The organism is Streptococcus oralis (assembly GCF_016028255.1).
In the GTDB taxonomy this organism is placed as follows: Bacteria; Bacillota; Bacilli; order Lactobacillales; family Streptococcaceae; genus Streptococcus; species Streptococcus oralis_AC.
Map to the genome: position 1 here is coordinate 1,288,438 of NZ_CP065707.1, position 23,688 is coordinate 1,312,125.

Consider the following 23,688-nt stretch of genomic DNA (forward strand, 5'->3'; position numbering starts at 1 on the left):
ATACTATCTCCAAACAAAAAGAAGTTTGAATTCATATTGCTATAAAGAAGCAGAAGAACAGGATTTGATAAGATTTAGATTAATTCACAAAATATGTGTAAAACACTTGCAATTTAGCAGAAATTTGATAAAATAGTAAGGAAAGTTAGACTGTATTGCCTACTGTCTATCTATAAAATATATTTTATTGGAGGCTTTTACTCAAATGGCAAAAGAAAAATACGATCGTAGTAAACCACACGTTAACATTGGTACTATCGGACACGTTGACCACGGTAAAACTACTTTGACTGCAGCTATCACAACTGTATTGGCACGTCGCTTGCCTTCAGCAGTTAACCAACCAAAAGACTATGCGTCTATCGATGCTGCTCCAGAAGAACGCGAACGCGGTATCACTATCAACACTGCGCACGTTGAGTACGAAACTGAAAAACGTCACTACGCTCACATCGACGCTCCAGGGCACGCGGACTACGTTAAAAACATGATCACTGGTGCCGCTCAAATGGACGGAGCTATCCTTGTAGTAGCTTCAACTGACGGACCAATGCCACAAACTCGTGAGCACATCCTTCTTTCTCGTCAGGTTGGTGTTAAACACCTTATCGTCTTCATGAACAAAATTGACTTGGTAGACGACGAAGAATTGCTTGAATTGGTTGAAATGGAAATCCGTGACCTCTTGTCAGAATACGACTTCCCAGGTGACGATCTTCCAGTTATCCAAGGTTCAGCTCTTAAAGCTCTTGAAGGTGACTCTAAATACGAAGACATCATCATGGAATTGATGAACACTGTTGATGAGTACATCCCAGAACCAGAACGTGACACTGAAAAACCATTGCTTCTTCCAGTCGAAGACGTATTCTCAATCACTGGACGTGGTACAGTTGCTTCAGGACGTATCGACCGTGGTACTGTTCGTGTCAACGACGAAATCGAAATCGTTGGTATCAAAGAAGAAACTCAAAAAGCAGTTGTTACTGGTGTTGAAATGTTCCGTAAACAACTTGACGAAGGTCTTGCCGGAGATAACGTAGGTGTCCTTCTTCGTGGTGTTCAACGTGACGAAATCGAACGTGGACAAGTTATCGCTAAACCAGGTTCAATCAACCCACACACTAAATTTAAAGGTGAAGTCTACATCCTTACTAAAGAAGAAGGTGGACGTCACACTCCATTCTTCAACAACTACCGTCCACAATTCTACTTCCGTACTACTGACGTTACAGGTTCAATCGAACTTCCTGCAGGTACTGAAATGGTAATGCCTGGTGATAACGTGACTATCGACGTTGAGTTGATCCACCCAATCGCCGTAGAACAAGGTACTACATTCTCTATCCGTGAGGGTGGACGTACTGTTGGTTCAGGTATGGTTACAGAAATCGAAGCTTAATTCGATTAAGTTCCCAGAAGAACAATTATTTAAGTCAGACACTAAAAGAATCTTGCCTTGCAAGGTTCTTTTTTTCTTCTCCTTACTCTATTTGAAGTGCTTCTACTCTAGCAGTATAATAGTTTTTTTGGTATAATAAAAGTTATGGAAATCGAAAAAACCAATCGTATGAACGCCCTTTTTGAATTTTATGCGGCGCTTTTGACAGACAAGCAGATGAACTATATTGAACTCTATTATGCTGATGATTATAGTCTTGCTGAGATTGCTGAAGAGTTCGGTGTCAGTCGTCAGGCTGTCTATGATAATATCAAGCGGACGGAAAAGATTCTAGAAGATTATGAGATGAAACTGCACATGTATTCGGACTACATTGTCCGCAGTCAGATTTTTGACCAGATCTTGGAGCGTTATCCCAAGGATGACTTTCTGCAGGAGCAGATAGAAATTTTAACAAGCATTGATAATAGAGAGTAAGAGGAAGAAAAATGGCATTTGAAAGTTTAACAGAACGTTTACAGAACGTCTTTAAAAATCTACGTAAAAAAGGAAAAATCTCTGAGGCTGATGTCCAGGAAGCAACCAAAGAAATTCGCTTGGCCTTGCTGGAAGCCGACGTTGCCTTGCCTGTTGTAAAGGACTTTATCAAGAAGGTTCGTGAACGTGCAATCGGACACGAGGTCATTGATACCCTCAATCCAGCCCAACAGATTATCAAAATCGTTGATGAGGAATTGACAGCTGTTTTAGGTTCCGATACGGCAGAAATTATCAAGTCACCAAAAATTCCAACCATTATCATGATGGTCGGTTTGCAGGGGGCTGGTAAAACGACCTTTGCTGGTAAGCTGGCTAATAAACTCAAGAAGGAAGAAAATGCTCGTCCTTTGATGATTGCTGCGGATATTTACCGCCCAGCCGCCATCGACCAGTTGAAAACACTTGGACAGCAGATTGATGTTCCAGTCTTTGCACTTGGAACAGAAGTACCAGCTGTTGAGATTGTTCGCCAAGGTTTGGAGCAAGCGCAGGCCAACCACAACGACTATGTTTTGATTGATACGGCAGGGCGTTTACAAATCGATGAACTTCTCATGAATGAGCTTCGTGATGTTAAAGCACTGGCTCAGCCAAATGAAATCCTCCTCGTCATTGATGCCATGATCGGTCAGGAAGCGGCTAATGTTGCCCGTGAGTTTAATGCTCAGTTGGAAGTAACTGGTGTCATCCTTACCAAGATTGATGGGGATACTCGTGGTGGTGCGGCCTTGTCTGTTCGCCACATCACTGGAAAACCTATCAAGTTCACTGGTACGGGTGAAAAGATAACAGATATCGAAACCTTCCACCCAGATCGTATGTCAAGCCGTATCCTTGGTATGGGGGATATGCTGACCTTGATTGAGAAAGCTTCTCAGGAATACGATGAGCAAAAAGCCCTTGAAATGGCTGAGAAGATGCGCGAAAACACCTTTGATTTCAATGATTTCATTGATCAATTGGATCAGGTGCAAAATATGGGACCAATGGAAGACTTGCTCAAGATGATTCCAGGTATGGCTAACAATCCAGCCCTTCAAAACATGAAGGTGGACGAGCGTCAGATTGCGCGCAAACGTGCCATTGTATCTTCCATGACACCTGAGGAGCGTGAAAATCCCGATTTGTTAAATCCAAGCCGTCGCCGTCGTATCGCTGCAGGTTCTGGAAATACCTTTGTTGAAGTCAATAAATTTATCAAAGACTTTAACCAGGCCAAACAGCTCATGCAAGGTGTCATGTCTGGCGATATGAACAAGATGATGAAGCAAATGGGAATCAATCCAAATAACCTTCCAAAAAATATGTCAAATATGGGAGGGATGGATATGTCTGCCCTTGAAGGCATGATGGGACAAGGTGGAATGCCGGATATGTCAGGTCTCGGAGGAGCAGGCATGCCAGATATGAGCCAGATGTTTGGTGGCGGACTCAAAGGTAAAATCGGTGAATTTGCCATGAAACAGTCTATGAAACGTATGGCCAACAAAATGAAAAAAGCGAAGAAAAAACGTAAATAAAAAAGGAAAGCAGAAGTGCTTTCCTTTTTGGTATAAAATATGTGCTTTCTATGATTAGGCAATTTTCTTAATTGAAAAATGACTAAATAGAAAGAGAGATTTCAAAGCCTTGCATCCATTCGGATTTTACTGTGATTTCGATTTTTAAAGCATCTGCTAATTGTTTGACCAGATAGAGGCCCATGCCTGTCGATTTTTTCCTTGTCTCTCCTGAATCACCTGTAAAACCTTTCTCAAAGATATGAGGTAAGTCACAAGCTTTAACTCCGCAGCCATTATCCCTAATAATCAATGCTGTGTGCTCCTTGTCTTTTGATATAGAAATACTGAGTTTGGGCTTGTCAGAGCTGTATTTAAGGGCGTTGGCGAGGATTTGGGAGAGGATAAATTCAAAACTGCGTTGATCAGTGTAGCAAGTTCCTTGTATATTTTCTAGCTGAATCGTAAAATTCTTTTCTTTGAGCAAGGGATCAAAGTTTTCCAAGAGGTCTTGGATACACTCTTTTAGGTCAAGATCTTCAAATAGAAAATCATTTTTCTCACTTTTCACCCTGTAGTAGAATAGGATCTGCGATACATTTTCTTGTATTTGATTTCTCACATAGTCCAACTTAAAAGCTGTATCCTTCGGCAACTGGTCACTTTGATTGTCCAAAAGGAGGGAAAGAAGCGATAGAGGGAGTTTAATCTCATGTGCCCATTTTTCAACATAGTCCTCGTACTCGGCTAGTAATGAGTTGAGCTTTCCTATTTCAGCCTGCTTTTGATAAAGTGTATCTGCCATTTGTTCAATGCTTTCTTTCTCTGAGGCACTTGATAAATGCAATAATTCAAGCTCAGTATCGATCTTAGGATTGGCTATGAAGGCTTTATAGGTAGCGGATTTTTTTCTTTCTTTTCTTATCAGTAGGAGTGATAGGATGAAAAAGAGCAGGACGGTGGCTAAAATATAGAGAAGGATGAGGGCCTGAAACATTCTCACATCTGAAAGCCAAAGCAGGACAGCTGTAAATAGATCAAATGCTAAGAGAACAAGTAACCAAGGCAGATAAGTAGCTAGATATTTTAGATTATATTTCATCTGGACTTACCTCTTCTAGCTTGTAACCAATACCTCTGACGGACTTGACTTGAAGGGCAATGCCAGCCTGTTTCATCACCTTTTTTAGCCTTGCAATATTTACTTGAAGGGCATTTTCATCGATGAACTCAGTTGTATTCCACAGTTTCATGCTCAATTCTTCTTTTGTGACGACAGAATCAGTTGCCACTAATAAGGTTTCTAACAATTTCCCTTGATTTTGGGGGAGTAAAATCGAATGTCCATTTATATAAAGGGTATAGGTATTTCGATCCAGTAGAAAATTATCTTTTTCAAGTAGATTTTGTCTACCTTCATAGCGTTTCAAGATATTTTCTATACGTGCCAAGAATCTTTCTTTTTTGAAAGGCTTTGTTAGATACTCATCTGCCCCTAATTTCAGGGCGTAGATCTCATCTTTTAGTTGTTCACGAGAGGTGAGAACCAATATGGGCACAGAGCGTTTTGACTTGAGATTTTTACAAATTTGAAAACCTGTTTCTCCTGGCAAATTCAAATCCAGTATGATTAAATCCGTATCGTATTGCAGCACTTGCTGGCTTGTTTCTTTGAAGTCAGTCAACTTATCAACTTGGTAACCAGCTTTCTCTAACAAGATGACAATTTCATCTCGAATCAAGGCTTCATCTTCAATAACCAGAATATGCTTCATATCGGTTCCTCCTTTTCTAATTTATGCGACTTTATTCATCTCTTTTGGGTTCCATTAAGGATAACAAATACTTGTTGCTATTTTTCTTTACAATTCTGATATAGATGACTTCAAAGCCAGCTAAGAGCAGTACGATCAGCATGGCTGTGATAAATTTTTGCCCCATGTCCATTCTTACACTAGCAGGTACTATTCCTGTGAGGAGGGAGCTCACTCCGAAGCTACTACTGATAAGTGCAAGGGCTATTGGCAGACCGAAATACCAGTTGACTTGTTTTTCTGAAGATTTACAAAGAGTTTCGTAGTTGGCACCGAGATGGATCAAGGTTTGGTATCGTCTGTAGGATTGTCTCTGACCCATCAAAAATTGAACGCCGATGATTGTATTTGCGACAACAAGGAAGATGATAGCCAGATAGATGGTGATATAGCTGGCAGAGATGATATAAAACAATTGTCTTCCCATATTTTGTATATAGCTTTCATAGCCAAGAGAGGTTTGATTTAGCTTTTCATTGGTATCTGAGATAGCTTTCATCAGGCCTTTTTCCTTGACCAGCTCAGGAGCCAAGATACCGCTGACATAGTTCGAATACTGACCATCTGTATAGTTCATAAAGGTTTCATCTGGGACTATGAGGGCTACAGAGAGGGTTACCTCACGGTCCGTTACAATTGGTAAAGACTGTACCTCTCCAATTAATTTTACATCATTTCCCATGACTTTGACATGAGGATTTGATTTCAGGACAGAGTTGACGAGATTCTCATCTGGGAGAAAATCTTTCCCCATATACAAGTAGGCTTCCTTGCTAGTTAATTCTAGAGGAGGGAGATTGGCAGCCTTTCTAAGTTCATTGTATTCGGAAACTGGTATGAGGTGGGAAGTAGTCGACTGTTTAAATTTATGGAGTAAAATTTCCTTGTTCTTGCTGTCTTGTTGAGTTTTCAACTCCTTGATGACGTCTTCGAAGGACACGGATTCGTGTTCTTTCGGTTTGCCGACTTTGATTTGCAGAATCTTTGAAAACTGTGATGCTAGTCCTGTAGCTTCAAGCTCTTTTTTAACTGTGTCTATATCAAGATTTTCATCTGTTTCTTGCTTGCTGTCTCTAAAAGTATAATCCAATACGTGGGTTTGATTGCCTGAATTGCCACTTGCAATAGCAACACCTGCTCCAAAGAGGCACAAGGCAGAGAAGATTAAGAGGGAGCAGATGGCCAGTATAGTTGAGCGCTGGATAACTAATTCCTGAATCTGTCTAAAATTATAGGCATGAAGTTTTCGATTGTTTCCAAGCTTGACCAAAAAGTCTATAAATAAACGCATACCAAAGAAGAGGAGGATAGTTCCTAGAGTCCCCAAGAGAACAGTGATGCCCATGGTTATGACACTTTCCCAAGCTCGTCCACTCATACCCATGTAATAGGCTGTTTCTAGAAGCAAAATTCCGAGGACGGAAGCAAGAAGGTACACACCCTTGGGGAGTAGTTTCTTCATTCCAGAGGGTGAATAGGGAAGCAGGTTTCCGATTTCCTTATTGGCCGTCTTTGCACTTAAAAGGACAAAAACAGCTAATTTTACGGCTAGGAAGCCAATGACTGTATAGAGTAGAGCTGTAGTAGATAGAGAAAATTGATGCTCAATAATCCCTAGTCCCACAATTTTAGCGGTTATTAGGCTGATCAGTTCTGAAATCAAGATTGAAATTGGAAGGCCTATTCCAAGGGCAAGGACACTGTTTCTCAAATCCTCAAGGAGGAGTAGCAAGAACAGTTTGCTTCTTCGCATGCCTAGTGTGAGATAGACACCAAATTCATGTTTTCTCCTTTCCATCTGCATACTGCTTGCGAAGTAGACTAGAAAAAAGAGAATAAAGAGCGTTGCTACGTAAAAAATGGGAATCATGCTAAAGATTTTATTTACAGCGTCACTCTCTATTTGTTTTAGAAAGAGCATCACATCTTGATGTGACAAAGAAAGGATGATGTAAAGGGAGATAATAGAAAGAACCATGGAACTGAAATACAAGCCGTTATTCTTTCGATCCCTCTTGCTGTTTCTTGAGACTAATTTAGAAAACATTGCCATCACCTCCAGCTAGCGCTGCCATGACCTTTAGTATTCTGTGGTAGAAGTCTTCTTGACTTTCTCTTGGATAATCGCGTCGGATTTCATGGAATAGTTTTCCGTCTTGGATGAACAAGATGCGGTTGCAAAAGCTGGCAGCGACGGAGTCGTGGGTCACCATGAGAATGGTGGTTTCTTCAACTTGATTCATTTTGGATAATTTTTGCATCAAAATGGTCGCATTTTTTGAATCCAAAGCCCCTGTGGGCTCATCCGCAAATACAATCTTAGGGTCTAAAATCAAGGCACGCGCAGCAGCTACCCTTTGCCGTTGACCACCCGATAATTGAGATGGGAACTTATCCAGAAGTTCAGAAATATCCAGATATTGGGAAAGCAATTCTAACCGAACCTTGCTTTCGTTGGCATCGACCTTGTGCAAAGACAAGGGAAGTAAAATATTTTCTTTGGCTGTCAGATTGTCCAAAAGCTCAAAATTTTGAAAGAGGTAACCAATTTCCTTACCACGATAATCAGCTAACTGACTACCTTTTAATTGACTTAAATCCTTTTCTTGCATTTGAATGGAACCGTCAGTTGGCTTGATGATAGTGGCGAGACAGTTAAGAAGGGTTGTTTTTCCAGATCCACTGCTCCCCATAATCCCTAAGAACTCACCTTTGACAACTTGAAAAGATATGCCGTTCAAGGCCTTGGTGATATTCGACTCTTTTCCATAATGCTTTGTTAATGATTCTACTCGTAAAATTGTTTCCATGTGAAACACCTCCATCTTTTGTTACTTTCATTATAGTATGAATCAGAGTAGAATAACACTTACGGATGATGTAAGAAATCTTTATCGTTGACTTTTATAGTCAGGTTATTGGACTTATACTTACTATATTATAGCATGGTTTTAGGGATTTAAAAAGAGGAGTTAAAGCTCAAGGACTCTCTATATTACAAAAATTCCTTATTTTGAAAATATGAAAGAAAAAGCCTTAGAAATATTGATTTCTAGGACTTTTTAAACTTATTAACTCTATTCCTGATTTTCTTATTCTATTGTTATGTCAAGATTAAATGAGCACAAACTTGTTATTTCTTTATGTTCCTGAATAAGAGTTATGCTCTTATAAAATAAGAATCGCAATTTATTTACTTTTAGAGTAAACTATGTTATAATTTAATAAAAAATAGAAAGTGTGTAAATATTATGGAAAAATTATTGATTTTAAAACTTAGTGACAAAGACAGAACAATTCCTTTCGGTAACGATGAAGAGTTGGTAGACCGTGCCAATGGTAGTTGGAGAATTTCACTTTCGAAAATTAATGGAGTAAAAAGAGCTTTATTACTATTTAGAGGGCGTGTATTGGAAGAATATGAAATTGGTTCCAAAATTATAGCGGATACTTCTAACTCAAATAGACTTACTTTTGATATGACAATTGTAGAAAACTCTGATTTTAAAAATAAAATTTTAGATTACCGAACTGCTAATCCCGCTTCAGTTGTAGAAGTGGAAAAAATTAAGTATAGGGATGAGTAGATATAGAAAAAGAATTTGTTAAAATTTTGCTTCTTGCTATCTGATTTGCAGTAGGAATAGAATGAAAAAAACTATATTTATCTTTTAATCATTTAGCCTTAAAAAGTTATGTAAAATTCATATCTAATCAGAAATGATATAATAATGTTGTTCAAAATAATTTAAGAATGGATATTAAAAATACCACAAGGTATGTTCCTTCTCAAACAAATTAATAAAGGAGAATTGAATATAAGATAAAAAAGTTAAAATATTTATGTATCATTGATAATTAGATTTCTATATGTTTTCGTATGAGAGAAAAATAACAAAAAATAAAGAACTAAAGGGCAAGAAGATTTTTAAGGTTATGAAAAAATCTTCTTGCCCTTTAGTTTTTTTGAGTTAATAAATTATATTGTCTTATTGATTGCAATTATTCCCACTCAACGGTTGCTGGTGGTTTACTTGTAATATCGTAGACGATACGGTTAACGTGGTCTACTTCATTTACGATACGTACAGAGATTTTTTGAAGGACTTCCCAAGGGATCTTGGCAAAATCAGCTGTCATACCATCGATAGAAGTAATGGCACGAATGGCGATTGTGTAGTCGTAAGTACGACCGTCACCCATAACACCGACTGAACGAACGCCTGTGTTGACAGTGAAGTATTGCCAGATGTCACGATCAAGACCTGCTTTGGCGATTTCTTCACGAAGGATAGCATCAGACTCACGAACAGTTTCAAGTTTTTCCTCAGTGATTTCACCCATGACACGGATAGCAAGTCCTGGTCCAGGGAATGGTTGGCGCCATACGATGTGGTCTGGCATACCAAGCTCTGTACCAAGGGCACGAACTTCGTCCTTGTAAAGAGTGTTGAGTGGTTCGATGAGTTCAAACTGCATGTCTTCTGGAAGACCACCTACGTTGTGGTGTGACTTGATAGTTTGAGCAGTATCTGTACCAGACTCAATCACGTCAGTGTAAAGCGTTCCTTGAGCAAGGAATTTTACATCTTTTAGCTTGCTTGCTTCGTCATCAAAGACATAAACAAACTCATTACCGATGATTTTACGTTTTTGTTCAGGGTCAGAAACGCCAGCAAGTTTGTCAAGGAAGCGTTTTGCAGCGTCTGCTTTGACGATATTTAAACCAAACTTACCACCAAGCATGTCCATAACTTGCTCAGCCTCTCCCTTACGGAGAAGACCGTGGTCTACAAAGATACAGATCAATTGATCACCGATTGCTTTTTGAAGAAGAACTCCAACAACAGAAGAGTCAACACCACCTGATAGGCCGAGAAGAACTCGCTTGTCACCTACAGTTTCACGGATTTTCTTGATCTGCATATCGATGAAGTTGTCCATTGACCAGTCACCTTTAGCCTGACAGATGTTAAGGGCAAAGTTACGAAGGATATCATTCCCGTATACAGAATGGCGAACTTCTGGGTGGAATTGGATACCATAGATGTGCTTGTCAGGGTTTTCAATAGCTGCATAAGGACAGTCAGCAGAAGTTCCAGTTCGAACAAAATCAGCTGGAATCTCTGTAACAGCATCGCCATGGCTCATCAAAACAATCTGTTCTTCAGGAGTCCCTTCAAAGAGGGCAGAAGTTGTGTGAGTAAGTGGTGATTGGCCATACTCGCGGTTGCCAGCATCACCTGCAGGAACAACTTTTCCTCCAAGTTTATGGGTTAAAAGTTGCATACCGTAGCAGATTCCCAAAATTGGAATACCGAGTTCAAAAATTTCTGGGTCAATATCAAATGAACCATCTTCGTATACAGAGTTTGGGCCACCAGAGAGGATAATCCCTACAGGGTTAATCGCACGAACCTCTGCAGCTGAAATTTTATGGCTTTTTAGCTCTGAAAAAACACCAATTTCACGAATACGGCGTGAAATCAGCTGGTTGTATTGGCTACCATAGTCCAGTACGATGATTTTTTCGACATCTTTCAAATCAGTTGAAATGTTGCTCATCTTTTTCCTTTCTCAAAAGAAATATCTTTTTCAATATTTTATCATAAATGAGGGTGAATTACCAACTAAACAAGGCAAAGTTTGACTTTTTCTAATTAAATACGGTACAATGGAGAAAATAAAGAAAAGAAGTGAGAATCATGTTACCAGCCTATATGAAAATCCACGATCAGATAAAAAAGGATATAGATGAGCATCATTGGAAAATCGGAGAGAGACTTCCAAGTGAGCGAGATTTAGCGGAACAGTTTCAAGTTAGCCGGATGACATTACGCCAGGCCATCTCTCTCTTAGTTGAGGAAGGAGTTTTGGAGCGTCGTGTAGGAAGTGGGACTTTTGTCTCTAGCACTCGTGTCCAAGAAAAAATGAGAGGGACAACCAGTTTTACGGAGATTGTCAAATCTCAGGGCAAAGTACCTTCCAGCCAACTTATTTCTTACAGAAGAACCATTCCAAATGAGCAAGAGGTCGCAAAGCTAGGGATTACTCCGACAGAGAATATTATCCGCATGGAACGGGTGCGTTATGCTGATCAAGTTCCGTTAGTCTATGAAGTAGCTTCTATCCCCGAAAAGTTCATTAAGAATTTTAAAAAAGAAGAAGTAACCAGTCATTTCTTTCAGACCTTGCAAGAACATGGTTACCGAATTGGAAAATCCCAACAGACCATTTATGCGAGATTGGCTAAGGAAAAGATTGCCCATTACTTAGAAGTTGAGAAAGGGCATGCGATTCTGGCATTGACTCAGGTTTCCTATCTCGATGATGGGACGGCTTTTGAATATGTTAAGAGTCAGTATGTGGGTGAACGTTTTGAATTTTATCTTGAAAACAACTAGTCTCAGAAGACTAGTTTTTCGTTTTTAAGAAGATTAGAATTGTCAAAACAATCTGTCTAGGCTTGATTTTATCACTTATTTACTATAAAATGAGAAGGAAAAACGTCAAACTTTTATATTGCAAATAGGAGAAAACATGACAAAAACATTAAAACGTCCTGAGGTTCTTTCACCTGCTGGAACTTTAGAAAAACTGAAAGTAGCTGTTCAATATGGTGCGGACGCAGTCTTCATCGGTGGACAGGCCTATGGTCTTCGTAGCCGTGCTGGAAACTTTACCTTTGAACAGATGGAAGAAGGTGTCCAGTTCGCTGCCAAGTACGGTGCCAAGGTCTATGTGGCTGCTAACATGGTAATGCACGAAGGAAACGAAGCTGGTGCTGGAGAATGGTTCCGTAAGTTGCGTGACATCGGGATTGCCGCAGTTATCGTGTCAGATCCAGCCTTGATCATGATTGCAGCAACAGAAGCACCAGGTTTAGAAATCCACCTCTCTACCCAAGCAAGTGCCACTAACTATGAAACTCTAGAGTTCTGGAAAGAACTTGGTCTAACTCGCGTGGTTTTGGCTCGTGAAGTTTCAATGGAAGAATTGGCAGAGATTCGCAAACGTACAGATGTTGAGATTGAAGCCTTTGTACATGGAGCCATGTGTATTTCTTACTCAGGTCGTTGTACGCTTTCAAACCACATGAGTATGCGTGATGCTAACCGCGGAGGCTGTTCTCAGTCTTGCCGTTGGAAATACGACCTCTACGATATGCCCTTTGGCCAAGAACGTAAGAGCCTTAAGGGTGAAATCCCAGAAGAATTTTCAATGTCTGCCGTTGATATGTCTATGATTGACCATATCCCAGATATGATTGAAAATGGTGTAGATAGTCTCAAGATTGAAGGTCGAATGAAGTCTATTCACTATGTTTCAACAGTAACAAACTGCTACAAGGCGGCTGTGGATGCTTACCTTGAAAGCCCAGAAAAATTTGAAGCTATTAAACAAGACCTGGTAGATGAGATGTGGAAAGTTGCCCAGCGTGAATTGGCAACAGGTTTCTACTATAGCACACCTACAGAAAATGAACAGTTGTTTGGTGCACGTCGTAAAATCCCTGAATACAAGTTTGTCGCTGAGGTGGTTTCTTATGATGATGCAACCCAGACAGCAACCATTCGTCAACGGAATGTTATCAATGAAGGAGATCAAGTTGAGTTTTATGGACCAGGTTTCCGTCATTTTGAAACCTATATCGAAAATCTTCACGATTCTAAAGGCAATAAAATCGACCGTGCTCCAAATCCAATGGAACTCTTGACCATTAAGGTTCCTCAACCTGTGCAAGCTGGGGATATGGTTCGAGCTCTCAAAGAAGGTCTTATCAATCTCTATAAGGAAGACGGGACAAGTGTCACAGTTCGTGCCTAGATAAGGAAAAGTGAATGATTCAAGTGCAAGGATTGTTGGTAGATAATGAAAGCAGATGTGTTCACTATCATGGTGAAAAGGATATTATTTCCCTCCAGTGCTATGAGTGTAAAAAATACTATGCTTGCTATCAGTGCCACAATGCTATAGAAACGCATTTGTTTTCACCTTACCCCTTGACGCTTGCGGAGGATCGACCGATTTTATGTGGGGCTTGTATGAGGACAATAACATTTCAAGAATATCAAAAACAAATAGCCTGCCCTTATTGCAAATCTCCATTTAATCCAGGGTGTAAACAACACTATTCCTACTATTTCAAATAAAATGAATCTATCCAAGTTCTAAACTTGGATTTTTCAATTTATTTCGGAAAATATAGAAAAAGTGGAAACACATTTCATCATAAAATGAGAAACTTATCTATACAGTGGTATAAAAATAGCAAAAATAAAAATAAATCATCTGAAACGCTTCCAACGTAAGTAAAAAGTTGACAAAAACAAATTTTAGGACTAAACTAAGTAAGTAAATTTTAAATAAAAGGAGAATTCATCATGAATTTAACATTTTTCGGTCTTTGTCTTGCCTGTATGGGTGTATCCCTTGCAGAAGGATTTTTGATGAACGGTTTGTTCAAGTCTGCAGCACGCCAACCAGATATCATCCCACAATTGCGTAGTTTGATGATCATGGGGATTGCCTTTATCGAAGGAACATTCTTTGTAACTCTCGTATTTTCATTTATCATCAAATAAAGAGAAGTATAAAATGGAAAAGGGAGGATTCTAGATGGAAGAAAGTATCAATCCAACCATCAATATTGGTCCTGTTACCTTTGATTTAACCTTGACAGCATTGACTTTGTTGTCTGTGGCACTGATTTTTGCCTTTATCTATTGGGCAAGTCGTAATATGACTGTGAAACCCAAAGGAAAGCAAAATGTACTAGAGTATCTCTATGACTTTGTAGTCGGATTTACAGAACCCAACGTAGGTTCTCGGTACATGAAAGATTACTCACTCTTTTACTTGTGTTTATTTCTTTTTATGGTTATCGCAAACAATCTTGGTTTGATGGCGAAACTTCAAACTACAGATGGGACAAACCTTTGGACATCGCCAACTGCAAATCTCCAGTTTGACTTGGCTTTGTCATTTGGAATTATCCTGATGACCCATATAGAAGGAATTCGTCGCCGTGGTGTTAAAAAGTATCTGAAAGGCTTTGTAACCCCAGGTTTTATGACACCGATGAATCTCCTTGAAGAAGTCACGAATTTCCTATCACTTGCTTTGCGGGTGTTCGGGAATATCTTTGCCGGAGAAGTGATGGCAAGCTTGCTTATTACTCTTTCTCATCAGGCTCTTTATTGGTATCCAGTCGCATTTGTTACCAATCTTGTCTGGACGGCATTCTCTGTGTTTATTTCCTGTGTTCAGGCCTATGTATTCACAGTCTTGTCTTCAATGTATCTAGGAAATAAAATTAATGATGAAGAGTAGAAAGGAGTAAATGATGCACGTAACAGTAGGTGAATTGATTGGTAACTTTATTTTAATTGCTGGCTCTTTTATCCTTTTGATCGTCTTAGTCAAAAAATACGCATGGTCAAACTTGACAAGTGTCTTCGAAGAACGCGCCGAAAAGATTGCTGCTGATATTGATGGTGCTGAACAAGCTCGTCAAAAAGCAGAAACTCTTGCTCAAAAGCGTGAAGATGAATTAGCAGGAAGCCGTAGCGAAGCTAAAACTATCATCGAGAATGCTAAGGAGACAGCTGAAAAGAGCAAATCAGATATTCTGGCTGAAGCTAAGCTAGAAGCTGGTCGCTTGAAAGAAAAAGCTAACCAAGAAATTGCGCAAAACAAAGCTGAGGCTTTACAAAGCGTTAAAGGTGAGGTAGCAGATTTGACAGTTAGTTTAGCTGGAAAAATCATCTCACAAAACCTTGACAGTCATGCCCATAAGGAACTCATTGATCAGTATATCGATCAGCTAGGAGAAGCCTAATGGACAAGAAAACAGCAAAGGTCATTGAAAAGTACAGCATGCCTTTTGTCCAATTAGTGATTGAAAAAGGAGAAGAGGACCGGATTTTTTCAGACTTGGATCAAATCAAGCAAGTCGCAGAAGAAACGGGCTTACCTTCTTTTTTAGCTCAGGTGGCAGTCGATGAGTCAGATAAGGAAAAAACAGTTGGTTTCTTTCAAGACTCTGTGTCACCTTTAATGCAAAACTTTATTCAAGTTCTGGTTTACAATCACAGAGCAAATCTTTTTTATGAAGTAATTGCAGATTGTTTGAATCGCCTTGAAAAAGAGACCAATCGTTTTGTAGTAACTATTTCTTCAGCCCATCCTTTAACAGATGAACAGAAGGAACGTCTGCTCCCATTGATAGAGAAAAAAATGTCTCTGAAAGTGCGGAGCGTCAAAGAACAAATTGATGAAGGACTCATTGGTGGTTTTGTCATTTTTGCTAATCACAAGACAATTGATGTGAGTATTAAACAACAACTTCGAGTTGTTAAAGAAAATTTGAAATAGAAAGTGGTGTTCTTTTGGCAATTAACGCACAAGAAATCAGCGCTTTAATTAAGCAACAAATTGAAAATTTCAAACCCAATTTTGATGTATCTGAAACAGGTGTTGTAACCTATATCGGGGACGGAATTGCGCGTGCTCACGGCCTTGAAAATGCCATGAGCGGGGAGCTGTTGATTTTTGAAAACGGCTCTTATGGGATGGCGCAGAACTTGGAGTCGACAGACGTTGGGATTATCATCCTAGGTGACTTTACAGATATTCGTGAAGGCGATACCATTCGCCGTACAGGTAAAATCATGGAAGTTCCTGTTGGTGAGAGCCTTATTGGACGTGTTGTGGATCCACTTGGTCGTCCAGTTGACGGTCTTGGAGAAATCCATACTGATAAGTCTCGTCCAGTAGAAGCGCCGGCTCCTGGCGTTATGCAACGTAAGTCTGTATCAGAACCATTGCAAACAGGTTTGAAAGCTATTGATGCCCTTGTTCCGATTGGTCGTGGTCAACGTGAGTTGATTATCGGTGACCGTCAGACAGGGAAAACAACCATCGCTATTGATGCTATTTTGAACCAAAAAGGTCAAGATATGATCTGTATCTATGTAGCGATTGGGCAAAAAGAGTCAACTGTTCGTACGCAAGTTGAAACACTTCGTCAGTACGGTGCCTTGGACTACACAATCGTTGTGACAGCTTCTGCTTCACAACCTTCTCCATTGCTCTTCCTAGCTCCTTATGCTGGGGTTGCTATGGCAGAAGAGTTTATGTACCAAGGGAAGCATGTTTTGATCGTTTATGATGATCTTTCAAAACAAGCGGTCGCTTATCGTGAACTCTCCCTCTTGCTTCGTCGTCCACCAGGTCGTGAAGCCTTCCCTGGGGATGTTTTCTACCTTCATAGCCGTTTGCTTGAGCGTTCAGCTAAGGTTTCTGATGAACTTGGTGGTGGTTCAATCACAGCTCTACCATTTATCGAGACACAAGCAGGAGATATCTCTGCTTATATCGCAACCAACGTGATTTCAATCACAGATGGTCAAATCTTCCTTGGCGATGGTCTCTTCAATGCGGGTATTCGTCCAGCTATTGATGCGGGTTCATCTGTATCTCGTGTAGGTGGTTCTGCACAAATCAAAGCTATGAAGAAGGTTGCTGGTACACTTCGTATCGACCTTGCTTCATATCGTGAGTTGGAAGCCTTCACTAAGTTTGGTTCTGATTTGGATGCGGCTACTCAAGCTAAGTTAAATCGTGGACGTCGTACCGTTGAAGTTCTGAAACAACCAGTTCATAAACCATTACCTGTTGAGAAACAAGTAACCATTCTTTATGCTTTGACACATGGTTTCTTGGATACGATTCCTGTAGATGACATTGTTCGTTTTGAGGAAGAGTTTCATGATTTCTTTGATGCACAACATCCAGAGATTTTGGAAACTATTCGTGAAACAAAAGACTTGCCAGAAGAAGCAGTCTTGGATGCTGCGATTACAGAGTTTCTCAATCAATCCAGCTTCCAATAAGAATAGAGGTGTCAAATGGCAGTATCTCTAAATGATATTAAAACAAAAATCGCCTCAACAAAAAATACTAGTCAAATCACCAATGCCATGCAAATGGTATCGGCTGCCAAGTTAGGTCGCTCTGAAGAAGCAGCACGTAACTTTCAAGTTTATGCTCAGAAGGTTCGTAAGCTTTTGACGGATATTCTGCATGGTAACGGATCTGGTGGTTCTACCAATCCGATGCTCATTAGTCGCCCAGTTAAGAAAACAGGCTATATCGTTATTACTTCAGACCGTGGCTTGGTTGGAGGTTATAATGCTTCCATCCTTAAAGCTGTGATGGAGTTGAAAGAAGAATACCATCCAGATGGTACAGGTTTTGAGATAATCTGTATTGGTGGTATGGGAGCTGATTTCTTTAAGGCTCGTGGCATTCAACCAATCTATGAACTACGTGGCTTGGCCGACCAACCAAGTTTTGATGAAGTTCGTAAAATTATTTCAAAAACGATTGAAATGTATCAAAATGAACTTTTTGATGAACTCTATGTTTGTTACAACCATCATGTCAATACTCTCACAAGTCAAATGCGTGTGGAACAAATGTTGCCGATTGTTGACTTAGATCCAAATGAAGCAGATGAAGAGTATAGCTTGACATTTGAGTTGGAAACGAGTCGTGATGAGATTCTAGAGCAGTTGTTACCTCAGTTTGCAGAAAGTATGATATACGGGGCTATCATCGATGCCAAGACAGCTGAGAATGCTGCAGGTATGACAGCCATGCAAACGGCGACTGATAATGCTAAGAAAGTCATCAATGATTTGACAATCCAGTATAACCGTGCCAGACAGGCGGCGATTACACAAGAAATTACAGAAATTGTAGCGGGGGCTAGTGCCTTAGAATAAGGCTTTGCCTCCCTCATATCAAAATGAACTTAGGCCCTAGGTGAACTAGGAACCGACAGTATCTTATATAGAATAGGAGAAGGAGATGAGTTCAGGTAAAATTGCTCAGGTTATTGGACCCGTTGTCGACGTCTTGTTCGCAGCAGGGGAAACACTTCCTGAGATTAATAATGCACTTGTCGTCTACAAAAATGACGAAAGAAAAACAAAAATCGTCCTTGAAGTAGCCTTGGAGTTGGGTGATGGTATGGTTCGTACGATCGCCATGGAATCAACAGATGGTTTGACTCGTGGAATGGAAGTTTTGGACACAGGCCGCCCAATCTCTGTTCCAGTAGGTAAAGAAACTTTGGGACGTGTCTTCAATGTTTTGGGAGATACCATCGACTTGGATGCTCCTTTCGCTGAAGACGCTGAGCGTCAGCCAATTCATAAGAAAGCTCCAACTTTTGATGAATTGTCTACCTCATCTGAAATCTTGGAAACAGGGATCAAGGTTATCGACCTTCTTGCCCCTTACCTAAAAGGTGGTAAAGTTGGACTTTTCGGTGGTGCCGGAGTTGGTAAAACTGTCCTGATTCAAGAATTGATTCACAATATTGCCCAAGAACACGGTGGTATTTCAGTATTTACCGGTGTTGGGGAACGTACTCGTGAGGGGAACGACCTTTACTGGGAAATGAAAGAATCAGGTGTTATCGAGAAAACAGCCATGGTATTTGGTCAGATGAATGAACCACCTGGAGCACGTATGCGTGTTGCCCTTACTGGCTTGACAATCGCCGAATATTTCCGTGATGTAGAAGGCCAAGATGTGCTTCTCTTTATCGATAATATCTTCCGTTTCACTCAAGCTGGTTCAGAAGTATCTGCCCTTTTGGGTCGGATGCCTTCAGCCGTTGGTTACCAACCAACCCTTGCTACGGAAATGGGTCAATTGCAAGAGCGTATCACTTCAACTAAGAAGGGTTCTGTAACTTCTATCCAGGCTATCTATGTGCCAGCGGATGACTATACTGACCCTGCGCCAGCAACGGCCTTCGCTCATTTGGATTCAACAACTAACTTGGAACGTAAGTTGGTACAGTTGGGGATTTACCCAGCCGTTGACCCACTTGCTTCAAGCTCTCGTGCCTTGGCACCTGAGATTGTTGGTGAGGAGCACTATGCAGTTGCTGCTGAAGTCAAACGTGTCCTTCAACGTTACCATGAATTGCAAGATATCATTGCTATCCTTGGTATGGATGAACTCTCTGATGAAGAAAAGACTTTGGTTGCTCGTGCCCGTCGTATCCAGTTCTTCTTGTCTCAAAACTTCAACGTTGCCGAACAATTTACTGGTCAACCTGGTTCTTATGTACCAGTAGCGGAAACAGTTCGCGGCTTTAAGGAAATCCTTGAAGGAAAACATGACCATCTACCGGAAGATGCCTTCCGTGGTGTCGGTTCAATCGAAGACGTCATTGCTAAGGCTGAGAAAATGGGATTTTAAGAGGTGATCTATGGCTCATTTAACTGTCCAGATCGTGACACCAGATGGCCTCGTCTATGATCACCATGCCAGCTTTGTATCGGTACGAACTCTGGATGGTGAGATGGGGATCTTGCCACGACATGAAAATATGATTGCGGTTTTAGCGGTTGATGAAGTAAAGGTAAAACGAATCGATGACGATACTCATGTGAACTGGATTGCAGTGAACGGAGGGATTATCGAGATTGCCAATGACATCATTACTATTGTAGCAGACTCAGCAGAACGTGCTCGTGATATCGATATTAGCCGTGCCCAACGTGCTAAACTTCGTGCTGAACGTGAGATTGAAGAAGCTCAAGACAAGCACTTAATTGACCAAGAACGACGCGCTAAGATTGCTCTTCAACGTGCCATTAACCGTATTAATGTCGGAAATAAACTATAATCAAAAAATGAACTTGAGATTCAAGTTCATTTTTTGATTATCTTAGTTCGCAAAGTGAATGCAGACTGCTTCTGGGACATGGAAATCGTTAGAAAGTTCTGCAAGACGACCACTTTCAGGATTACGCTTAAAGACGGTTGCGTTATCAGAATCTTGATGAACAGCAATGAGAAACTCTTGATCAGGAGTTAGGTCGAAATCACGTGGATTTTGTCCATGTGTTGGTACTATCTCTAATAATTCCAGACTGCCATCAGCGAGGATTGTATAGACGGCAATGGAATCATGACCTCGGTTGGATGCATAAAGGTATTTCCCATCTTTTGAAAGACGAATGGCTGCAGTAGCATTGAATCTCTCATAGCCGTCTGGTAAGGTTGAAATGACTTGCATGCGTTCAAATTCACCAACCCCATCGTAAATCAAGACTTCAATGGTACTATTTAGTTCGCAAATGAGATAGGCAATCTTATAGTGGTGGTGGAAAACGATGTGGCGAGCACCTGCTCCAGACTGGCTGTGATAAGTGTGGAGCTTACTTAGTTTTCCTTCTGGGCTAACATCATAGGTCGTCACCTCGTCAGTACCTAGGTCACATGTGACGAGATACTGGTCAGGTGTTAGATCTGTAAAGTGGACATGAGGAGAAGTTTGATTTTCATGAGGGCCTTGTCCACTATGCTGATCCAGGTCCGTTTGGATGAGACAACCATCTGCTTGGCGCTGATAAACCAGAACTTGGCCTTTGTGATAGTTGGCTCCGTAAACGAGACTGCGCTTTTCATCCACTGCCACATAACAATGGGGAGCGCCTTCTTCAACCACATGATTTAGCAAAACGCCATCTGTCTTGTATGCAGCGATTCCACCTAAGCCATCCTGGCTTCCTACGGTGTATAAGTGTTGCTGTTGGTCAAAGGCAAGGTAGGTCGGACTTGGTTCAGCAGCAAAGAGTTCAAGGTTTGCAAGCTGGCCTGTTTCTGTATCAAAATCTGCCTTGTAAATCCCTTTAGATGAGCGACGAGTATAAGTTCCAAAATAAACAGTTTCTTTCATGTCCATACCTCTTAATAATGATAAGTTCATTATACCACAAAATGACAGTCAGGAAGTGTTCGTTTAATCTATGTAAGCACTTTAATAAGAGTTATTTTAGATTAAAAATGGTATAATGAAATAATGACAGAAAGGATGTATTTATGGAACATAAAGAGAAACATTTTAGCCTATCTTGGTTTTTTAAGTGGTTTTTAGATAATAAAGCCATCACTGTATTTTTAGTAACCTTGTTACTGGGGCTAAACATTTTCATTCTAAGTAAGATTAGTTTTATATTTTTACCCGTTTTAGACTTTCTTGGGGTTGTCATGTTACCAGTTATTCTATCTGGTTTACTTTATTACCTCCTCAATCCGATTGTTGACTGGATGGAGAAACACAAGATCAATCGTGTTCTTGCCGTTAGTATTGTTTTTGTTATTATTGGACTCTTTATCATTTGGGGGCTGGCAGTCGCAATTCCTAATCTGCAACGCCAAGTCTTAAATTTTGCGAAGAATGTGCCGACTTATCTTAAGGATGCTGATATGGTTATCAATGACCTTGTAACCAAACGCTTGCCAGATGATTTTAGACCGCAGTTGGAGCAGGTTCTTGCAAATGTTTCTACAGAAGCAACGATATGGGCCAGCAAAATTTCTTCTCAAGCCGTTAACTGGGTCAGCGCCTTTATCAGTAGTGTTTCTCAGGTGATTGTAGCGGTCATTATCGTACCCTTTATGCTCTTTTATCTTTTGAGAGATGGGAAAGGCTTGCGGGATTACCTAACTAAATTCATCCCAAACAAGTTAAAAGAACCTGTCGGACAAGTTTTGTCAGATGTTAATAAACAGTTATCAAACTACGTTAGAGGGCAGGTTACAGTTGCTATTATCGTGGCAATTATGTTTATTATCTTCTTTAAGATTATTGATCTCAGATATGCTGTGACTCTTGGTATTACGGCTGGTATCCTCAATCTAGTACCTTACCTGGGTAGTTTTCTAGCGATGTTGCCTGCTCTGGTTTTGGGCTTGATTGCAGGACCTGTGATGCTTTTGAAAGTGATTATTGTCTTTATTGTTGAACAAACGATTGAAGGTCGCTTCGTTTCTCCGCTTATTTTGGGTAGTCAGCTAAACATCCATCCGATCAATGTCCTCTTTGTTCTCCTAACTTCAGGTTCTATGTTTGGTATTTGGGGAGTCTTGCTGGGAATCCCTGTCTATGCCTCTGCCAAGGTCGTTATCTCAGCTATCTTTAACTGGTATAAAAAAGTCAGCGGCTTGTATGAAGAAAAGGGGGAGGAAATCAAGAGTGAACAATAGTCAACGCATGCTCCAGGCTCTGGATGAACAGGATTTAACCAAGGCGGATCAGTATTATCACAAAGCCCTCGAAACAGATTCAAGTGAAGTTCTTTACGAACTAGCAAGCTATCTAGAGGGAATTGGCTTTTATCCTCAAGCAAAAGAAATTTACCAAAATATCGTTACAGAATTTCCAGAAGTGAATCTGAACTTAGCAAGCATTGCTAGCGAGGATGGCAATGTTGAGGAAGCTTTTGCTTACCTTGAGGAAATCACACCCGAAAGTGACTGGTACGTATCGGCCTTGGCCTTGAAGGCAGACCTCTATCAGTTGGAAGGATTGACAGATGTAGCACGCGAAAAGTTACTGGAAGCCTTAAATTACTCAGATGATGCCTTATTACTTTTTGGTTTGGCTGAGTTGGATAGCGAGTTAGGAAATTATCAGGAAGCCATTCAGGGCTATGCTCAATTAGACAATCGCTCCATCTATGAGCAAACGGGCGTATCAACCTATCAACGAATTGGCTACGCTTATGCCCAGTTAGGCAAGTTTGAAGCTGCAACTGAGTTCTTAGAAAAAGCCTTAGAACTAGAATACGATGACCAAACTGCTTTTGAACTGGCTAGTCTTTACTTTGACCAAGAAGAGTATCAAAAATCTGTTCTTTACTTTAAGCAGATTGATACCATTTCACCAGATTTTGAAGGATATGAGTATGGTTATAGTCAAGCTTTGCACAAGGAACATCAGATAGAAGAAGCTCTCCGTATCGCTAAACAAGGTTTGGAGAAAAATCCATTTGAGACTCGTCTCTTGCTAGCAGCCTCACAGTTTTCGTATGAATTGCATGATTCTGGTGCTGCAGAGCAGTTTCTCCTTACTGCCAAAGAAGATGCAGAGGATACAGAAGAAATTTTCCTTCGTCTCGCAACCATTTATATGGAACAAGAGCGGTATGAGGATATCATCGCTCTCCAAAGTCAAGAACCTGAAAACCTCCTGACCAAGTGGATGATTGCACGCTCTTACCAGAAAATCGAGGATTTAGATAAGGCCTATGAGCTCTATCAAGAACTATCGTCTGACCTCAAGGACAATCCAGAGTTTCTGGAGCAATATAGCTATCTCTTGCGTGAATTGGGATATTTTGAAGAAGCCAAAGTGCAAGCCGAAGCCTGTTTAAAACTAGTCCCAGATGATGTTCAGATGCAAGAACTCTTAGAAACACTTTAAAAGTTATCTCTCAAAAAACGTATCTGTCAATTTGTCAGATACGTTTTTTGAAAGAAATAGAATTTTTTTACAATAACCCTTGATAAATTGTTTATTTATGCTATAATAGGAACAATTATTTTTAGGAGGTGCAGT

Annotated in this window: 23 protein-coding genes; 17 read left to right on the forward strand and 6 right to left on the reverse strand. The window is 40.4% G+C overall.

The features are described from left to right. Window positions 1-205: 205 nt before the first annotated feature. The 3 genes from tuf to ffh all read left to right on the forward strand — a co-directional run bounded on the left by tuf (window position 206) and on the right by ffh (window position 3,462). The gene (tuf, locus tag I6G42_RS06295; RefSeq protein ID WP_001040720.1) at window positions 206-1,402 is read left to right on the forward strand and encodes an elongation factor Tu; all 1,197 of its coding nucleotides are present in this window, start codon (window positions 206-208) and stop codon (window positions 1,400-1,402) included. Between the two features lie 144 nt (window positions 1,403-1,546). Continuing rightward, window positions 1,547-1,879, forward strand: a complete 333-nt coding sequence (locus tag I6G42_RS06300) for a putative DNA-binding protein (RefSeq protein WP_000402066.1) — start codon at window positions 1,547-1,549, stop codon at window positions 1,877-1,879. Between the two features lie 11 nt (window positions 1,880-1,890). After that, on the forward strand, window positions 1,891-3,462 hold the full coding sequence (gene ffh / locus I6G42_RS06305) for a signal recognition particle protein (protein ID WP_038805126.1): 1,572 nt from the start codon (window positions 1,891-1,893) through the stop codon (window positions 3,460-3,462). Window positions 3,463-3,544: 82 nt separating this feature from the next. Here the strand turns inward: ffh and I6G42_RS06310 are convergent, their stop codons facing one another. From I6G42_RS06310 to I6G42_RS06325, 4 genes are read right to left on the reverse strand one after another with little or no spacing between them, the layout of a single operon-like run. Continuing rightward, window positions 3,545-4,543 (reverse strand): sensor histidine kinase, encoded by a 999-nt coding sequence (locus I6G42_RS06310; protein WP_038805127.1) that lies wholly within the window; start codon window positions 4,541-4,543, stop codon window positions 3,545-3,547. Then, a complete protein-coding gene (locus tag I6G42_RS06315) occupies window positions 4,533-5,216 on the reverse strand; it encodes a response regulator transcription factor (RefSeq protein ID WP_038805129.1) in 684 nt (227 codons plus the stop codon). Before I6G42_RS06315 ends, I6G42_RS06310 begins: the two co-directional genes overlap by 11 nt. Before the next feature lie 31 nt (window positions 5,217-5,247). Further along, window positions 5,248-7,302 carry an FtsX-like permease family protein gene (locus tag I6G42_RS06320; protein ID WP_038805130.1) on the reverse strand — a complete coding sequence of 685 codons (2,055 nt, stop codon included), beginning with the start codon at window positions 7,300-7,302 and terminating at the stop codon, window positions 5,248-5,250. Next, window positions 7,292-8,065, reverse strand: a complete 774-nt coding sequence (locus tag I6G42_RS06325) for an ABC transporter ATP-binding protein (RefSeq protein WP_038805132.1) — start codon at window positions 8,063-8,065, stop codon at window positions 7,292-7,294. The genes I6G42_RS06320 and I6G42_RS06325 overlap by 11 nt, the downstream gene beginning before the upstream one ends. A gap of 441 nt (window positions 8,066-8,506) precedes the next feature. On the opposite strand from I6G42_RS06325, the gene I6G42_RS06330 reads away from it, so the two are divergent. Then, on the forward strand, window positions 8,507-8,842 hold the full coding sequence (locus I6G42_RS06330) for a hypothetical protein (protein WP_038805133.1): 336 nt from the start codon (window positions 8,507-8,509) through the stop codon (window positions 8,840-8,842). A 415-nt stretch (window positions 8,843-9,257) separates the two neighbouring features. Here the strand turns inward: I6G42_RS06330 and guaA are convergent, their stop codons facing one another. Then, on the reverse strand, window positions 9,258-10,820 hold the full coding sequence (gene guaA / locus I6G42_RS06335; RefSeq protein WP_038805134.1) for a glutamine-hydrolyzing GMP synthase: 1,563 nt from the start codon (window positions 10,818-10,820) through the stop codon (window positions 9,258-9,260). A 140-nt stretch (window positions 10,821-10,960) separates the two neighbouring features. Between guaA and I6G42_RS06340 the strand changes: the two genes are divergently transcribed. The 11 genes from I6G42_RS06340 (at window position 10,961) to I6G42_RS06390 (ending at window position 19,968) form a co-directional block, all read left to right on the forward strand. Continuing rightward, on the forward strand, window positions 10,961-11,659 hold the full coding sequence (locus tag I6G42_RS06340) for a GntR family transcriptional regulator (RefSeq protein ID WP_038805135.1): 699 nt from the start codon (window positions 10,961-10,963) through the stop codon (window positions 11,657-11,659). Window positions 11,660-11,795: 136 nt separating this feature from the next. Further along, the gene (locus tag I6G42_RS06345) at window positions 11,796-13,082 is read left to right on the forward strand and encodes a peptidase U32 family protein (protein ID WP_000169103.1); all 1,287 of its coding nucleotides are present in this window, start codon (window positions 11,796-11,798) and stop codon (window positions 13,080-13,082) included. A 14-nt stretch (window positions 13,083-13,096) separates the two neighbouring features. After that, the gene (locus I6G42_RS06350; protein WP_080566831.1) at window positions 13,097-13,408 is read left to right on the forward strand and encodes a CHY zinc finger protein; all 312 of its coding nucleotides are present in this window, start codon (window positions 13,097-13,099) and stop codon (window positions 13,406-13,408) included. A 231-nt stretch (window positions 13,409-13,639) separates the two neighbouring features. Continuing rightward, complete coding sequence (locus I6G42_RS06355) at window positions 13,640-13,840, forward strand: F0F1 ATP synthase subunit C (RefSeq protein ID WP_001054552.1); 201 nt, start codon at window positions 13,640-13,642, stop codon at window positions 13,838-13,840. Window positions 13,841-13,874: 34 nt separating this feature from the next. Next, complete coding sequence (atpB, locus tag I6G42_RS06360) at window positions 13,875-14,588, forward strand: F0F1 ATP synthase subunit A (protein WP_000392853.1); 714 nt, start codon at window positions 13,875-13,877, stop codon at window positions 14,586-14,588. Window positions 14,589-14,601: 13 nt separating this feature from the next. Then, the gene (gene atpF, locus I6G42_RS06365; protein WP_000558540.1) at window positions 14,602-15,096 is read left to right on the forward strand and encodes a F0F1 ATP synthase subunit B; all 495 of its coding nucleotides are present in this window, start codon (window positions 14,602-14,604) and stop codon (window positions 15,094-15,096) included. Beyond that, window positions 15,096-15,632: a F0F1 ATP synthase subunit delta gene (locus I6G42_RS06370; RefSeq protein ID WP_033584142.1), complete on the forward strand. Its 537-nt coding sequence runs from the start codon at window positions 15,096-15,098 to the stop codon at window positions 15,630-15,632. Before atpF ends, I6G42_RS06370 begins: the two co-directional genes overlap by 1 nt. 14 nt (window positions 15,633-15,646) lie before the next feature. Next, window positions 15,647-17,152 (forward strand): F0F1 ATP synthase subunit alpha, encoded by a 1,506-nt coding sequence (atpA, locus tag I6G42_RS06375; RefSeq protein ID WP_000996624.1) that lies wholly within the window; start codon window positions 15,647-15,649, stop codon window positions 17,150-17,152. A gap of 15 nt (window positions 17,153-17,167) precedes the next feature. Further along, window positions 17,168-18,046 (forward strand): F0F1 ATP synthase subunit gamma, encoded by an 879-nt coding sequence (locus tag I6G42_RS06380; RefSeq protein ID WP_000301231.1) that lies wholly within the window; start codon window positions 17,168-17,170, stop codon window positions 18,044-18,046. An 85-nt stretch (window positions 18,047-18,131) separates the two neighbouring features. Beyond that, the gene (gene atpD / locus I6G42_RS06385; RefSeq protein ID WP_000094371.1) at window positions 18,132-19,538 is read left to right on the forward strand and encodes a F0F1 ATP synthase subunit beta; all 1,407 of its coding nucleotides are present in this window, start codon (window positions 18,132-18,134) and stop codon (window positions 19,536-19,538) included. 10 nt (window positions 19,539-19,548) lie between these two features. Continuing rightward, window positions 19,549-19,968 carry a F0F1 ATP synthase subunit epsilon gene (locus I6G42_RS06390; RefSeq protein WP_038805138.1) on the forward strand — a complete coding sequence of 140 codons (420 nt, stop codon included), beginning with the start codon at window positions 19,549-19,551 and terminating at the stop codon, window positions 19,966-19,968. Window positions 19,969-20,010: 42 nt separating this feature from the next. Here the strand turns inward: I6G42_RS06390 and I6G42_RS06395 are convergent, their stop codons facing one another. Further along, window positions 20,011-21,024 (reverse strand): lactonase family protein, encoded by a 1,014-nt coding sequence (locus tag I6G42_RS06395; protein ID WP_038805140.1) that lies wholly within the window; start codon window positions 21,022-21,024, stop codon window positions 20,011-20,013. 143 nt (window positions 21,025-21,167) lie between these two features. On the opposite strand from I6G42_RS06395, the gene I6G42_RS06400 reads away from it, so the two are divergent. Together I6G42_RS06400 and I6G42_RS06405 are read left to right on the forward strand one after the other, a co-directional pair. After that, window positions 21,168-22,334, forward strand: coding sequence for an AI-2E family transporter (locus I6G42_RS06400; RefSeq protein WP_038805141.1), 1,167 nt, complete (start codon window positions 21,168-21,170; stop codon window positions 22,332-22,334). After that, window positions 22,324-23,553, forward strand: a complete 1,230-nt coding sequence (locus I6G42_RS06405) for a tetratricopeptide repeat protein (RefSeq protein WP_038805143.1) — start codon at window positions 22,324-22,326, stop codon at window positions 23,551-23,553. The genes I6G42_RS06400 and I6G42_RS06405 overlap by 11 nt, the downstream gene beginning before the upstream one ends. The last annotated feature ends 135 nt before the right edge of the window (window positions 23,554-23,688 follow it).

Excerpts from the sequence above, each read along its gene's own strand:
- tuf (WP_001040720.1), top strand. The coding sequence starts at position 206 with ATGGCAAAAGAAAAATACGATCGTAGTAAACCACACGTTAACATTGGT.
- I6G42_RS06300 (WP_000402066.1), top strand. The coding sequence starts at position 1,547 with ATGGAAATCGAAAAAACCAATCGTATGAACGCCCTTTTTGAATTTTAT.
- ffh (WP_038805126.1), top strand. The coding sequence starts at position 1,891 with ATGGCATTTGAAAGTTTAACAGAACGTTTACAGAACGTCTTTAAAAAT.
- I6G42_RS06310 (WP_038805127.1), bottom strand. The coding sequence starts at position 4,543 with ATGAAATATAATCTAAAATATCTAGCTACTTATCTGCCTTGGTTACTT.
- I6G42_RS06315 (WP_038805129.1), bottom strand. The coding sequence starts at position 5,216 with ATGAAGCATATTCTGGTTATTGAAGATGAAGCCTTGATTCGAGATGAA.
- I6G42_RS06320 (WP_038805130.1), bottom strand. The coding sequence starts at position 7,302 with ATGTTTTCTAAATTAGTCTCAAGAAACAGCAAGAGGGATCGAAAGAAT.
- I6G42_RS06325 (WP_038805132.1), bottom strand. The coding sequence starts at position 8,065 with ATGGAAACAATTTTACGAGTAGAATCATTAACAAAGCATTATGGAAAA.
- I6G42_RS06330 (WP_038805133.1), top strand. The coding sequence starts at position 8,507 with ATGGAAAAATTATTGATTTTAAAACTTAGTGACAAAGACAGAACAATT.
- guaA (WP_038805134.1), bottom strand. The coding sequence starts at position 10,820 with ATGAGCAACATTTCAACTGATTTGAAAGATGTCGAAAAAATCATCGTA.
- I6G42_RS06340 (WP_038805135.1), top strand. The coding sequence starts at position 10,961 with ATGTTACCAGCCTATATGAAAATCCACGATCAGATAAAAAAGGATATA.
- I6G42_RS06345 (WP_000169103.1), top strand. The coding sequence starts at position 11,796 with ATGACAAAAACATTAAAACGTCCTGAGGTTCTTTCACCTGCTGGAACT.
- I6G42_RS06350 (WP_080566831.1), top strand. The coding sequence starts at position 13,097 with ATGATTCAAGTGCAAGGATTGTTGGTAGATAATGAAAGCAGATGTGTT.
- I6G42_RS06355 (WP_001054552.1), top strand. The coding sequence starts at position 13,640 with ATGAATTTAACATTTTTCGGTCTTTGTCTTGCCTGTATGGGTGTATCC.
- atpB (WP_000392853.1), top strand. The coding sequence starts at position 13,875 with ATGGAAGAAAGTATCAATCCAACCATCAATATTGGTCCTGTTACCTTT.
- atpF (WP_000558540.1), top strand. The coding sequence starts at position 14,602 with ATGCACGTAACAGTAGGTGAATTGATTGGTAACTTTATTTTAATTGCT.
- I6G42_RS06370 (WP_033584142.1), top strand. The coding sequence starts at position 15,096 with ATGGACAAGAAAACAGCAAAGGTCATTGAAAAGTACAGCATGCCTTTT.
- I6G42_RS06380 (WP_000301231.1), top strand. The coding sequence starts at position 17,168 with ATGGCAGTATCTCTAAATGATATTAAAACAAAAATCGCCTCAACAAAA.
- atpD (WP_000094371.1), top strand. The coding sequence starts at position 18,132 with ATGAGTTCAGGTAAAATTGCTCAGGTTATTGGACCCGTTGTCGACGTC.
- I6G42_RS06390 (WP_038805138.1), top strand. The coding sequence starts at position 19,549 with ATGGCTCATTTAACTGTCCAGATCGTGACACCAGATGGCCTCGTCTAT.
- I6G42_RS06395 (WP_038805140.1), bottom strand. The coding sequence starts at position 21,024 with ATGAAAGAAACTGTTTATTTTGGAACTTATACTCGTCGCTCATCTAAA.
- I6G42_RS06400 (WP_038805141.1), top strand. The coding sequence starts at position 21,168 with ATGGAACATAAAGAGAAACATTTTAGCCTATCTTGGTTTTTTAAGTGG.